The sequence below is a fragment of the Variovorax sp. GW531-E2 genome (assembly GCF_059423125.1).
On the sequence record NZ_JBWKXQ010000007.1, the window covers coordinates 167,067 to 179,853 of the forward strand.

Genomic DNA, 12,787 nt, shown 5'->3' on the forward strand with positions numbered 1-12,787 from the left:
GCGGGTATCGAAATGAAACTGAGCGTTTCTGAGCGCCGGGCCGGCGCCCGGACAGCGCCGGATTAGCGCCGGATGAGCGTCTTGGCGTGGAAGCGGTAGCCGGCGTTGCGCGCCGTGTTGATCGGCAGCACCAGGCCCGTGGCCTCGCTGACCTTGCGCCGCAGGCGGCGGATCTGCGTGTCGAGGCGGCGCTGGTCGTAGCTCAGGAAGTGCTCGCCCAGCGCCTGCACGATCTGCTGGCGGCTGGCGATTTCGCCGCCGCTGCGCATCAGCTCGTGCAGCACCGTGAGGTCCTGTTCCGACAGTGCAATGGGCGCAAAGCCCGGCGGCGACAGCCGGCGCGGGCCCAGCTCCAGCACCCAGGCGTCGGCCGGCAGCGCGGCGGGCGAATCGCCCAGGCGCCGCGACAAGGCCGCCAGCGTGGCCGCCAGTTCATCGAGGTCGGTGGTCTTCGACAGGTAGTAGTCGGCGCCGATGTCCAGCCCCGTCACGCGGTCGCGGGCGCCGCCGCGCGCCGTCAGCACGACGATGCCCAGGCGCTCGCCGCGTTCGCGCAGTTCGCGGATCAGCGACAGGCCGTCGCCGTCGGGCAGGCCGAGGTCGACCAGCGCGATGCCGTGGCGGGCCGGGTCGTAGGTGCGGTGGAAGCCCTCGAGCGACGCCTCGGCATCGACCCGGTAGCCGCTGCCGGTCAGGAACTCGCTCAACTCTTCGCGCAGCACGGCTTCATCTTCCAGCAGGATCACATCACGCATGGGAACAGGGTAGGGGCTGGTGGCCGGGGGAATCTGAGCGTTTCTAAGCGCGGCGAAGGGCGCGCAGATTCTAGGTGCGGCCTCGATAATCCGCGCCCATGAAACGCCTTGCTCGGTGCCTGTGGCGGTGCGGTTGTCTTGCCGTGCTGGGCCTTCTCTTTTCTGCCTCGGCCGCCGCTGGCGTGCTGCGGCTGAATCCGTTGGCGAGCGTCGACAGCCACGGCCAGCTGTCGATGCTGCGCGATCCCGAAGGCCGCCTCAGCGCAGACGAGGCCGCCGCCGCGCCGGGTTGGAAGGCCTTGCCCGGCGCCGTGAACGCAGGCTTCACGCGCGACGCCGTGTGGATCAGGCTCGAGGTGCAGCGCCCGGCCGACGCGCCGCAGCAGCGCTGGCTGGCGCAGTTCAGGAACGCGTTGCTCGACGACGTGCGGCTGTACCGCCGGGACGACACCGGCCGCTGGCAGCTGGCCGTGCAGTCCGGCGAAGACATCGGCCGCGAGCACTGGCCGGTGGACGCGCGCAACGTGCAGTTGCCGCTCACGCTGGAGAGCACCGAACCCACGCCGCTGCTGCTGCGCCTGCAGTCGCGCAATGCGATGTCGACCACCATCGGCTTCGCCGCGCCCGAGGTCTACGCGGGCACCGCGCGGCGCGAGTACCTCTTCTACGGCCTGGGCTTCGGATTCGGCCTGATGCTGCTCGCCTTTCACACGCTGTTCTGGCAGATGACGCGCGAGCGCTTGAGCGCCTGGTACCTGGTCTACGTGGCGAACGCGCTGCTGGTCGAGTTCCTGACGGCCGGGCTGCCGCAGCAGCTGCTGGCCATGCCCGCGCGGCTGTCCGACCTGCTGCTGAGCCTGTCGATCTGCGCCGGCGTGGCCATCGGCATCCGCTTCGCCGGCATGCAGCTGGGAACCGACGTGCAGTGGCCGCGCTTCACCCGCGTGGCGGTGCGCGTGGTGGGCCTCGTGAGTGCCATCGCGGTGGCGCTGGTGCTGGCCGGCGCCAACGGCCTGGCCATGCAGGCGGTGCAGGGGACGGCGATGCTGTGCATCGTCTACCTGATCGGCGCCGCGCTGTGGCTGCTGCCGCGCGACCAGGGCCAGGCGCGGGCCTTTCTCGTCATCTTCGGCATCTACTACGTGGGCGTGATGGTGAGCTTCCTGCGCAACCAGGGCTGGCTGCCGGCCGGCGCCTGGACCGACAACGCGACCGCCGTGGGCACGCTGCTGCACCTGCTGCTCATGAGCATGCGGCTGAACCGCCGCTACGACCAGCTGCGCCGCGAGAAGGAAGCCGCGCAGGCGCGCCTGGTGCACGTGGTCGGTCGCCAGAACGACCGGCTGGAAGACGAGGTGCGCAAGCGCACGGCCGACCTGCGCGGTGAGATCGAGCAGCGCCAGCGCCTCGAGGTCGAGCTGCGCGCGGCGCTGGAGACCGAGCGCCGCGCCAAGCAGTCGCAGGTGGATTTCGTCGCCATGGTGTCGCACGAGTTCCGCACGCCGCTGGCCATCATCCACACCACCGCGCAGCAGATCGCCAAGAACCTCGACGCCGCGCGCGAGAAGACCCTGGCGCGCTGCCTCAACCTGCGCGCCGCCGCACAGCGCATGACCGCGCTGGTCGACGAGTACCTCACCTCCGACCGCATGGAAGCCGGCCAGACGCCGTTCCAGCCGCGCCCCTGCGAGCGCGACGAGCTGCTGGAGCTGTTCGAGGACCTCGTGGCCGACTGGCCGGACGGCCGCGTCGTGTGGCAGGGCAGCCACCTGCCGCCGCAGTTGGTGTGCGACCCCGGCCTGCTGCGCGTGGCGCTGCGCAACCTGCTGGCCAACGCCGACCGCCACACGCCGGCCGGCCACGCCATCGTGCTCGACGTGGTGCCGGCGGGACCGGATGGGGAGGGCGGCCTGAACATCCGCGTGAGCAACCCCGGCGACGCGATTCCGCACGACGAGGTGCCGCGGTTGTTCGAGAAGTATTTCCGCGGTCGCCAGGCGGCGCGCTCACCGGGCGCCGGGCTGGGCCTGTACCTCGTGCACCAGATCGCCGAGTTGCACCGGGGCCAGGCCCGGCTCGACAGCGCCGGGCAGGACGGCCACGTGCGCTTCAGTCTCGCGCTGCCCTGAGAAGGTGCGAACGAACCCGGCATGTCCGCTCATCCCGCCCAGGCACGCCCCCTCGGCGTTGCAAATGCTCGCCATAGCCCGAGCTATGGCTGCGCTTTGCGCCTTGAGGGGACGCGCCTGGGCGGGCTGCTCGGCCACGCCGGATTCATTCACACCTTCTGAGAGGTCGCAGCTTCAGCGCAGCATCGACGACATCGCCGAGCAGCAGTTCAGCATGCGCACAGCCGACTCCACCGAGTCGGCGCTGAAGCGCAGCGTGACGCCGTCGACGCGCTCGAAGCTCGGCCACTGGCAGAACAGGTCGGCCATCATCGGCGACTGGGTGCGCAGCGTGACCACCTGCGGGCCCTGGAAGACCAGCGGACGTGCGTGGGCACGCGCGGCCAGCCCTTCGATCACGCCGGCACGGATCGCCTGGCGCGACTGTTCCGGCGACAGCGACACGCCGCTGTTGAAGCCGGTCGCCTTCTTGGTCTGCACGAAGCTCGCATGCGGAAAGAGCGCCTGGTTCTCGGAGATGAACACGTCGTCGCCGCTGGCCATCACCACCGGCACGCCGTACTCGCCGGCCAGCGCGCCGTAGATCCCGGCTTCGCCCAGTTCCTGGTTGCCGAGCGAGATGCTCGCGAAGGCGAAACTGTTGATCGTGTGCGCCAGGATGCCCCGGCCCTGCGCGCGCGAGTGGTAGCCCACCATGCACAGCGCGTCCACGCTTTCTTCCACGCCCGCCACCATGCTCAGGTAGCGCGGCTTGCCCTGCACCACGCGGGCGCGTGCATCGAGCACATCGGGCGGCATGTTGCGAAAGCCGCCGTGCGAGTCGTTCACCAGCACCTCGGTGGCACCGGCGTCGAAGGCGCCGGCAATCGCGGCGTTGGCCTCCTGCGCCATCAGCACGCGGGCACGTTCGTACTCGGGGTTGCCCTGGCGCGCCTGCTCGTGGTGATAGACGCCTGCAACGCCTTCGATGTCGGTGGAGATCAGGACTTTCATGGACGTGTGTTCAGACGAGAGGTGAAAGGGAAGACGCCGGCAGCAATTCGCCGAGCGCCGCGCGGTGGTTGCCGTCGCGGCCCGTGACCGGCGTGGCGCGCCACAGCGCATGAAGTATGGCCTGCTCGGTGCTGTCGGCCGCGGCCTGGAACAGCCCGTCGAGCCGCGTGTCGTGCAGCATCGCCACGGCCGGCATGGGCCGGTCCGCGTGGTCGGGGATGGTGTAGGCGGTCGAGAAGGCCAGCACGAGGTCGCCGCTGCCGTGGCCGTAGACCGAGCCGGTGCGGGCCAGCCCCGCGCCCGCGCGAAGCGCCAGGCGGCGCAGCTGGCGCGCGTCGAGCGGTGCATCGGTGGCGACGACGATGATGATCGAGCCCTTCTCGGGCTCCGACGCTTCCTTCGCTGCCTGCAGCGCCGCGAGCCGCTCGCCCACCGCGTGCCCGGCCAGCACCAGCTGCGGCTGGCGCCCGTAGTTCGCGAGCACCAGCGTGCCCACCGTGTGGGTCGTGCCGTCGGCCATCGCCACGCGACGCGACGCGCTGCCGATGCCGCCCTTGAGCTGGAAGCTGGACATGCCGCGTCCCGCGCCGACCGAGCCCTGTTCGAAATCGGCCCCGGCGGCGTCGAGCGCCTGCAGGTAGTCGGCCTCGGTCACGGCCAGCCGCTGGATGTCGTTGAGAAAACCGTCGTTGCACTCGAAGACCAGCGGATTCACCGTGGGCAGCGCGCGGCCGGTCTCGGGGTTGGCCGCCGCGCAGTGGCGGATCTGCGCGGTCGCCACGGTGCCGACCGAGAAGGTGTTGGTCAGCGCGATCGGCGTTTCCAGCACGCCGAGTTCGGCCAGCTGCACCAGCCCCACGCTCTTGCCGAAGCCGTTGAGCACCACGGCCGCGGCCGGCACCTTGTCGCGGAACGGGTCGCCGGCGTGCGGGCGGATCACGGTCACGCCGGTCTGCACCGGGCCGTCGGCCAGCGTGCGGTGGCCGACCGTGACGCCCGCGACGTCCGTGATGGCGTCTCGCGTGCCCGCAGGCAGGGTGCCGATGAAGGGCAGGGAGGTCGTCGAGGCCATGAAGAAAGAAAAAGAAGAACGGGCTTACTGGCGGTCGATCTTCGGATCGAGCGCGTCGCGCAGCGCATCGCCCAGCAGGTTGAAGGCCAGCACGGTGAAGAAGATGGCCAGGCTGGGGAACAGCGCCACGTGCGGCGAGGTCACCATGTCGGCGCGGGCTTCGTTGAGCATCGCGCCCCACTCGGGCGTCGGCGGCTGCGCGCCCATGCCCAGGAACGAGAGGCTGGCCGCCGTGATGATCGAGGTGCCCACGCGCATCGAGAAGTACACGACGATCGACGAGATCGTGCCCGGCAGGATGTGCCGCACGATGATGGTCCAGTCGGACGCGCCGATGCTGCGCTCGGCCTCGATGTAGGTCTGCTGCTTGAGCACCAGCGTGTTGCCGCGCACCAGGCGCGCAAATGCCGGCACGCTGAACACCGACACCGCCACCACCACGTTGGTCATGCTGCTGCCCAGGATGGCCACCACGCCCAGCGCCAGCAAAATGCCGGGGAAGGCGAACAGCACGTCCGAGATGCGCATCACGATGCGGTCCCACCAGCCTTCGTAGTAGCCGGCCAGCAGGCCGAAGGCCGTGCCGATGATGCCGCCCACCAGCACCGACAAAAAGCCGGCCGCCAGCGAGATGCGCGTGCCCGCCAGGATGCGGCTGAAGATGTCGCGGCCCAGCGGATCGACGCCGAACCAGTGCGTGGCCGAGGGCCCGCTGTTCAGCATGTCGTAGTCGAAGAAGTTCTCGGGGTCGAAGGGCACGATCCACGGTGCGAACACCGCGATCACCACCAGCAGCAGCACGAAGATGGCGGCCACGATGCCCACGGGCTGCTTCTTGAAACGGCGCCAGCATTCGCCCCAGGGCGTGCGGACCTTGCCGGCGGTCAGCGCAACGGCAACGGGGGACAGTGGAACGATGGATTCGGCAGACACGCCGGTAGCTTGCGTCATGGCTGCGTGCTCACTTGTAGCGGATGGTCGGGTTGATGTAGCCGTACAGCACATCGACCACGAGGTTGATCAGGATGAATTCGAGCGAGAACAGCAGCACCAGCGTCTGGATCACGGGGTAGTCGCGCATCTGCACTGCATCGACCAGCAGGCGGCCCAGGCCGGGCCAGTTGAACACCGCTTCCACAAGAATGGAGCCGCCCAGCAGGAAGCCGAACTGCAGGCCCATCATCGTGACCACCGGAATCAGCGCGTTGCGCAGCGTGTGCTTGAACACCACGCTGGTTTCGTGCACGCCCTTGGCGCGCGCGGTGCGCACGAAGTCTTCCTGGATCACTTCGACGAAGGACGCGCGCGTGAAGCGGGCCATCACGGCCGCGACGGCCGCGCCCAGCGTGATCGAGGGCAGGATGTAGTGCTGCCAGGTCGCGGCGCCCACCGTGGGCAGCCAGCCGAGCTGGACCGAGAAGATCTGCATGAGCAGCATGCCCAGTGCAAATGCGGGGAATGAGATGCCCGACACCGCCAGCGTCATGCCGATGCGGTCGGGCCACTTGTTGCGGTACACCGCCGACACGATGCCGATCCCCATGCCGAAGATCACCGCCCACACCATGCTGGTGATGGTCAGCATCACCGTTGGGAAGAAGCGCTCGGCAATCTCCGTCGACACCGGCCGCCGCGTGCGGATCGAGGTGCCGAAGTCGCCTTGCACCATGTGGGTGAAGAAGCTCACGAACTGCTGGGGCAGCGGCTTGTCCAGCCCGAGCTCCGCGCGCACCATGGCCACGGTCTGCTCGTCGGCGTCCTGGCCGGCGGCAAGGCGCGCCGGGTCGCCGGGGAGCATGTGGACGAACAGGAACACCAGCACTGCCACGATGAGCAGCGTGGGGATCAGGCCCAACAGTCGTTTGAGGAAGTAATTCAGCATGGGATACGGTTGTCGCGAACGGGCGATGGCACGGTGCCACCGCCCGCCGGACAGTCAGTCAGGGAAACGAAGGAGCTGCGATCAGTTCGACACCGACATGGCGTCGATGTTGATGTTCGCGTCAGGCATCACGAACACACCCGACAGGCGCTTGGCGTGCGCCGACAGGTTCTGCTCGGTGACCAGCGGCACGCGCGGCAGGTCCTTGCGGATCTCTTCCTGTGCGGTCTTGTACAGCGCAGCCTTTTCCTTGTCGTCCACCGTCACGAGCGCCTTGGCGATCGCGGCGTCGACCACGTCGCTCTTGTAGAACGACATGTTGTTGAGCTTGGGCGCCCACGACTCGGAGGCGAACAGCGGACGCAGGCCCCAGTCGGCTTCACCGGTCGACGACGACCAGCCCGTGTAGTACATGCGGACCTTGGCCGTCTTCGGATCGGGCCATGCATCGACCTGCTCGGTGCGCTGGCCCACTTCGAGCGCCTGCACCTGCAGCTTGATGCCCACCTGTGCGAGCTGCTGCTGCACGAACTGGATCGTCTTCTGGCTGGTCGTGTTGTTGTAGGCGCTCCACAGCACCGACTCGAAGCCGTTCGGGTAGCCGGCCTCGGCCAGCAGGGCCTTGGCCTTCTTCACGTCGTAGGGAATGGGCGCCATCTTCTCGGCGAACTTCACGCCCTGGGGCATCACGCCTTGCGCGGGGAAGGCATAGCCACCGAAGGCCACCTTCGACAGCGCTTCCTTGTTGATGGCGTAGCCGATGGCTTCGCGCACCTTCGGGTTGTCATACGGCTTTTGCAGCATGTTGAAGGCCAGGAAGCGCGTGATGATCGAGGGCGATGCCACCACTTCGAGCTTGTCGCTCTTCTTCAGCAGCTCGGCCTGCTCGTAGGGAATGGGGAAGGCAAAGTCGGCTTCGCCGGTCTGCAGCATCGCGGCGCGCGTGTTGTTCTCGAGCACCGGCTTCCATTGCAGGTTGTCGACCTTCGGGTAGCCCTTCTTCCAGTAGCCGTCGAACTTCTTGGCCTTCACGGCGTCGGTCTGCTTCCACTCGACGAACTCGAAGGGGCCGGTGCCCACGGGGTGGAAGGCGATGTCCTTGTTGCCCCACTTCTTCAGCGCGGTGGGCGAGATCATGGCGGCCGAGGCGTGGGCCAGCGAGTTGATGAAGGGGCCGAAGGGCTCCTTCAGCGTGATGCGCACGGTGGTCGGGTTCACGGCCTCGACCTTGCCCACGCGGTTGAACTGGTTGTAGCGCAGCAGCTTGTTGTCCTGGTTCAGCACGCGGTCGAGCGTGACCTTCACGGCTTCGGCGTTGAAGTCGGTGCCGTCGTGGAACTTGACGCCGCTGCGCAGCTTGATGGTGTAGACCAGGCCGTCCTTGGACACGTCGTAGCTCTCGGCGAGCACGTTCTGCACCTTCAGGTCCTTGTCGAACTGGAACAGGCCTTCATAGAAGGTCTTGGTCACGGCCGTGGTGATGGTCGTGTTGGTGTTGTACGGGTCCAGCGTTTCCGGCTGGTAGCCGATGGCCAGCACCACGTCTTTGGCAGCCAGTGCCGAGCCCGAGGCGGCGAGCGCGGCCAGGCCCAGCAGTGCGGATGCCCAGCGCAGGGAGGAAGAAGATTGCTTCATGGAAGAACTCCAGTCGGTTCGTGGAAAAAATGCAGGGGGCCTGCGGGTGAAAAAACGGTTCGGGATCAGAAGGCGCCGCCGATGGCATGCCGTGCCACGAAGTGCCCGGGCGCCACCTGCACCAGCGGCGGCACGTCGGGCTCGTCGCCCACGGCGCGGATCGGGCTGGGAATCTCGCCTTCGAGCAGCGCGCGCGGCTTGTGGCGGCGCGACGGGTCGGCCACCGGCACCGCGGCCATCAGCTTGCGCGTGTAGGGATGCTGCGGCGCCTCGAACACGGCGCGGCGCGGGCCGATCTCGACGATCTGGCCCAGGTACATCACGGCCACGCGGTGGCTGATGCGTTCGACCACGGCCATGTCGTGCGAGATGAACAGGAACGCCACGCCCAGCTCGCGCTGCAGGTCGAGCATGAGGTTGACGATCTGCGCCTGGATGGACACGTCGAGTGCCGACACCGATTCGTCGGCCACCACCACCTTCGGGTTCAGCGCGAGCGCGCGCGCAATGGCGATGCGCTGGCGCTGGCCGCCCGAGAACTCGTGCGGGTAGCGCTGCGCCACCTCGGGCGGCAGGCCGACCTTCTGCAGCAGCCAGTCGACGCGCTGCTGCGCCTCGGCGCCCTTGGCGATGCCGTGGATGAGCAGCGGCTCCATGATCGAGAAGCCCACCGTCACGCGTGGATCGAGCGACGCGAACGGGTCCTGGAAGATGAACTGGATGTTGCGGCGCAGCGCCTGCAGCTCGCGCGTGGGCAGCTCGCGGATGTTCTTGCCGCCGAACTCGATCGCGCCGCTCTGGCTCTCGACCAGGCGCAACAGCGAGCGGCCCGTGGTCGACTTGCCGCAGCCTGATTCGCCCACCAGCGCCAGCGTTTCGCCGGGGTACAGGTCGAAGCTGATCTTTTCCACCGCATGCACGCGGCGCTTCACGCGGCCGAAGATGCCGCTGCGCACGTCGAAGCGCGTCACGAGGTCGCGCACGCGCAGGATCGGGCCGGCGTCTTCGCGCACGGTGGTCTGCGGCGTGGTGTCGGTGCAGGGCACGGTCTCGGTGCTGTCTTCGGTGCGCAGCAGTTCGAACTTGGCCGGCAGGTCGGTGCCCTGCATCGCGCCCAGCTTGGGCACGGCCGACAGCAGCGCCCGGGTGTAGGGGTGCTGCGGCGCGGCGAACACGGTGTCGGAGCTGCCGGCTTCGACCTTGTCGCCGCGGTACATCACGAGCACGCGGTCGGCAATTTCGGCCACCACGCCCATGTCGTGCGTGATGAAGAGCACGCCCATGCGCATCTCTTTCTGCAGCTCGCGGATGAGCTGAAGGATCTGCGCCTGGATCGTCACGTCGAGCGCGGTGGTGGGCTCGTCGGCGATCAGCAGCTGCGGCTTGCACGACAGCGCCATCGCGATCATCACGCGCTGGCGCATGCCGCCCGACAGCTGATGCGGAAAGCGGTCGAGCACGTTGCGCGCTTCGGGAATGCGCACGAGTTCGAGCATGCGCAGCGCCTCGGCGCGCGCCGCCGCGTTGCTCTTGCCCTGGTGGATGCGGATGGCCTCGGCGATCTGGTCGCCGGCGGTGAACACCGGGTTCAGCGAGGTCATCGGCTCCTGGAAGATCATCGCGATGTCGGCGCCGCGGATGCCGCGCATCGTGCTGTCGCGTGCCTGCGCGAGGTCGAGCACTTCGCCGTTGCGCCGGCGGAAGGCCATGCTGCCGCCGAGGATGCGGCCACCACCGTGCTCCACCAGCCGCATCAGCGCGAGCGAGGTGACCGACTTGCCCGACCCCGATTCACCCACCACCGCGAGCGTTTCGCCGTGGTCGACGTGGAAGGACAGCTTCTTGACGGCGTCGACCGTGCGCTCGGAGGTCGAGAAGCGCACGGTGAGGTCGTCGACGGCGAGGACGCGGCCGTCGGGCAGATTCAGGGCAGGGGAGGACATGGCGGATGCGGGAGAAAAGTAGGGCGTGTGCGTCAGGCGAAGATGGCGGTGACCGGGGCTTCGTCGCCGCGCGCGTGGCCGCGGTACATGCCTTCGGTGTTGAAGGCCAGGCTCAGGTTGCCGTGGCGGTCGACGGCGATCAGGCCGCCGGTGCCGCTGATGGCGGGCAGCGACTCGTGCACCACGGCGTGCGTAGCCGCTTCGAGCGTGGCGCCGCCGTAGGCCATGCGCGCGCAGATGTCGTACGCGGCTGCGACGCGGATGAACATTTCGCCGCTGCCGGTGCACGAGATGGCGGCCGTGCGGTCGTCGGCGTAGGTGCCGGAGCCGATGAGCGGCGTATCGCCGACGCGGCCCACGCGCTTGTTGGTCATGCCGCCGGTCGAGGTGGCGGCGGCCAGGTGGCCGTGCATGTCGAGCGCCACGGCGCCGACGGTGCCGAACTTCTTGTCTTCGTCCAGCGGCGGCTTGGTCATGGCGGCGCCTTCGTGGTCGGTGACCACGCGGCCCGTGTCGCGCACGCGGTACAGCTGCTGGCGGCGCGCGTCGGTCGAGAAGAAGAAGGGCTCGACCATCTCCAGGCCGCGGTCGCGCGCGAAGGCCTCGGCGCCCGCGCCGGCCAGCAGCACGTGGGCGCCGTCCTCGAGCACGGCGCGCGCGGCGCGCACCGGGCGGCGCACGTGGCTCACGCCGGCGATGGCGCCGGCGGCGAGCGTGGCGCCGTCCATCACGGCCGCGTCGAGCTCGTGCGTTTCTTCGTGCGTGAACACCGCGCCGTAGCCGGCGTTGAAGAGGGGGCAGTCTTCGAGCATCTCGACCGCCAGGCAGGTGGCGTCGAGCGCGGACATGCCCTTGAGCAATGCGGCCTGCGCGGCGCGCACGATGGCCTGCAGCGCGTCGTGGTAGGCCTGCGCCTGCTCGGGGTTGGTCGTCGAGGCGCTGATGGTGCCGGCGCCGCCGTGGATGGCGATGACGGGCGTGACGTTCTTCATCGGGAAGCTTTCTTCTTTTTCTTGCCGGCGTCGGAAGCGACGGCGGCAGGGAGGGAGGGCATGGAGACTTCGCCGCGCGCATGGCCCTGGCCCAGCCCGCCGTGCAGCCACGGACGCACCGCCTGCAGGATGCGGCCGGCCGACTGCGCCGCGCCGGGCGCGCGCAGGGCGACCGCGCTGGTCAGTGCTTCGATCAGCGCGAGCACGCTGGTCTCGCAGTTGGGGCGGTAGCTGGTTTCGGTCTGGCCGTACAGCACCACATCGGCCAGCGGCGCGATGGGTGAGCTGGGCCGGTCGGTCAGCGCGAGCACCGCGCAGCCCTGGCCGCGCGCGATCTGCGCCAGCGCCACCGTGTCGGTGAGGTAGCGCGGAAAGGTCAGGCCGATGAACAGGTCCTGCGGCCCCGCATGCATCAGCGTGCGCGCCGAATGCGTCACGCCGCTCACGCTGGAGAGCATGCGCACGTCGCTGCAGGAGCCATCGAGCCCGTGCTGCAGCAGCCCCGCAAGCCAGGCGCTGGCGCCGAAGCCGCCGATGTAGATCGAGCGGGCCTTCAGGATGCGCTGCACCGCGGCCTCGCAGGCGGCGTAGTCCAGCGACTGGCGCGTGGCTTCGATGTTGCGGCGGCTCTCGTCGAGCGCGGTGGCGAACACCTCGGCCACCGTGGTCGGGTGCTCCAGGTTGCCGCGCAGCCGCTCGACCGGCGCCACCAGCGGCTCGAAGCCGCGCACGAGCTCGGCGCGGAAAGCGGCGTAGCCGTCGAAGTCCAGCGCGCGCGCAAAGCGGTTGGCCGTGGCCACCGACACGCCGGCCGCGGCGGCGAGCTCGTCGATGGGCAGCGTCGCGACCTGCAGCGGATGTCCGAGCACGAAGTCGGCCACCTGCCGGTGCGAACGCGTCAGCCGCGGCAGCGCCTGCGCAATGCGCTGGGCCACGGTGGTGCCTGGGGTGTCGACGTTGGTGCTCATGGGGCGGGCGATGCACCGGGAAGGGTGCGAGTGATGTAAATCAGTTTACAAATATATGTCAGTTATGAAAATTTTCTGTCATTCCCGAGCGATATCGCAAGTAGCGGGCCAGCCGCGAGGGGCTTTGGCAAGGGGCGGAAGGGGCGTGTTTCCCTTGTGGGGCGCCGTGTCCGGGGCTGTTGGGGCTCGGTCTTCAGGGATTTCCCTGATGCTGTCGTTTCATCCCCACGGGCGGGGGATCGGGCGCTTTGGAAACGAACGAATTAACTGCGAGGACGGGGTTGCATAGCGACATTGACGGTGCGGGGGCCAGCCCTGAGTATCCCGAGCGGCGCGTCTTGCGCCGGGGAACGAGGAACCAACATGAGACTGGAATGGCTTCGCCGCGCGCTCGCGGTGATGGGCTGCTGTGTGATGT

General features: G+C 68.7%; 10 protein-coding genes. 1 reads left to right on the forward strand and 9 read right to left on the reverse strand.

Annotation, left to right across the window (positions count from 1 at the left end):
- Positions 1-62 precede the first annotated feature (62 nt).
- Positions 63-755: a response regulator transcription factor gene (locus AC07XP_RS07380; RefSeq protein WP_495264242.1), complete on the reverse strand. Its 693-nt coding sequence runs from the start codon at positions 753-755 to the stop codon at positions 63-65.
- Between the two features lie 98 nt (positions 756-853).
- Here AC07XP_RS07380 and AC07XP_RS07385 point away from each other — a divergent pair, with 98 nt between their 5' ends.
- The gene (locus AC07XP_RS07385; RefSeq protein WP_495264243.1) at positions 854-2,884 is read left to right on the forward strand and encodes a sensor histidine kinase; all 2,031 of its coding nucleotides are present in this window, start codon (positions 854-856) and stop codon (positions 2,882-2,884) included.
- A 174-nt stretch (positions 2,885-3,058) separates the two neighbouring features.
- On the opposite strand, the gene AC07XP_RS07390 is transcribed toward AC07XP_RS07385, so the two are convergent.
- From AC07XP_RS07390 to AC07XP_RS07425, 8 genes are all read right to left on the reverse strand, one after another.
- Positions 3,059-3,877, reverse strand: a complete 819-nt coding sequence (locus AC07XP_RS07390) for a M55 family metallopeptidase (RefSeq protein ID WP_495264244.1) — start codon at positions 3,875-3,877, stop codon at positions 3,059-3,061.
- Between the two features lie 10 nt (positions 3,878-3,887).
- Positions 3,888-4,949, reverse strand: a complete 1,062-nt coding sequence (locus AC07XP_RS07395; RefSeq protein WP_495264245.1) for a DmpA family aminopeptidase — start codon at positions 4,947-4,949, stop codon at positions 3,888-3,890.
- 24 nt (positions 4,950-4,973) lie between these two features.
- Positions 4,974-5,900, reverse strand: coding sequence for a glutathione ABC transporter permease GsiD (gene gsiD / locus AC07XP_RS07400; protein WP_070060869.1), 927 nt, complete (start codon positions 5,898-5,900; stop codon positions 4,974-4,976).
- A gap of 10 nt (positions 5,901-5,910) precedes the next feature.
- Positions 5,911-6,831 carry a glutathione ABC transporter permease GsiC gene (gene gsiC / locus AC07XP_RS07405; protein ID WP_062472516.1) on the reverse strand — a complete coding sequence of 307 codons (921 nt, stop codon included), beginning with the start codon at positions 6,829-6,831 and terminating at the stop codon, positions 5,911-5,913.
- 81 nt (positions 6,832-6,912) lie between these two features.
- Positions 6,913-8,466 carry a glutathione ABC transporter substrate-binding protein GsiB gene (gene gsiB / locus AC07XP_RS07410; RefSeq protein WP_070060868.1) on the reverse strand — a complete coding sequence of 518 codons (1,554 nt, stop codon included), beginning with the start codon at positions 8,464-8,466 and terminating at the stop codon, positions 6,913-6,915.
- 65 nt (positions 8,467-8,531) lie between these two features.
- A complete protein-coding gene (locus AC07XP_RS07415; RefSeq protein ID WP_307692954.1) occupies positions 8,532-10,409 on the reverse strand; it encodes a dipeptide ABC transporter ATP-binding protein in 1,878 nt (625 codons plus the stop codon).
- A gap of 32 nt (positions 10,410-10,441) precedes the next feature.
- Positions 10,442-11,401 (reverse strand): isoaspartyl peptidase/L-asparaginase family protein, encoded by a 960-nt coding sequence (locus AC07XP_RS07420; RefSeq protein WP_495264246.1) that lies wholly within the window; start codon positions 11,399-11,401, stop codon positions 10,442-10,444.
- Positions 11,398-12,369 (reverse strand): MurR/RpiR family transcriptional regulator, encoded by a 972-nt coding sequence (locus AC07XP_RS07425; protein WP_062472523.1) that lies wholly within the window; start codon positions 12,367-12,369, stop codon positions 11,398-11,400. Before AC07XP_RS07425 ends, AC07XP_RS07420 begins: the two co-directional genes overlap by 4 nt.
- Between the last annotated feature and the right edge of the window lie 418 nt (positions 12,370-12,787).

Excerpts from the sequence above, each read along its gene's own strand:
- AC07XP_RS07415 (WP_307692954.1), bottom strand. The coding sequence starts at position 10,409 with ATGTCCTCCCCTGCCCTGAATCTGCCCGACGGCCGCGTCCTCGCCGTC.
- gsiC (WP_062472516.1), bottom strand. The coding sequence starts at position 6,831 with ATGCTGAATTACTTCCTCAAACGACTGTTGGGCCTGATCCCCACGCTG.
- AC07XP_RS07420 (WP_495264246.1), bottom strand. The coding sequence starts at position 11,401 with ATGAAGAACGTCACGCCCGTCATCGCCATCCACGGCGGCGCCGGCACC.
- AC07XP_RS07390 (WP_495264244.1), bottom strand. The coding sequence starts at position 3,877 with ATGAAAGTCCTGATCTCCACCGACATCGAAGGCGTTGCAGGCGTCTAT.
- gsiB (WP_070060868.1), bottom strand. The coding sequence starts at position 8,466 with ATGAAGCAATCTTCTTCCTCCCTGCGCTGGGCATCCGCACTGCTGGGC.
- AC07XP_RS07385 (WP_495264243.1), top strand. The coding sequence starts at position 854 with ATGAAACGCCTTGCTCGGTGCCTGTGGCGGTGCGGTTGTCTTGCCGTG.
- AC07XP_RS07380 (WP_495264242.1), bottom strand. The coding sequence starts at position 755 with ATGCGTGATGTGATCCTGCTGGAAGATGAAGCCGTGCTGCGCGAAGAG.
- AC07XP_RS07395 (WP_495264245.1), bottom strand. The coding sequence starts at position 4,949 with ATGGCCTCGACGACCTCCCTGCCCTTCATCGGCACCCTGCCTGCGGGC.
- gsiD (WP_070060869.1), bottom strand. The coding sequence starts at position 5,900 with ATGACGCAAGCTACCGGCGTGTCTGCCGAATCCATCGTTCCACTGTCC.
- AC07XP_RS07425 (WP_062472523.1), bottom strand. The coding sequence starts at position 12,369 with ATGAGCACCAACGTCGACACCCCAGGCACCACCGTGGCCCAGCGCATT.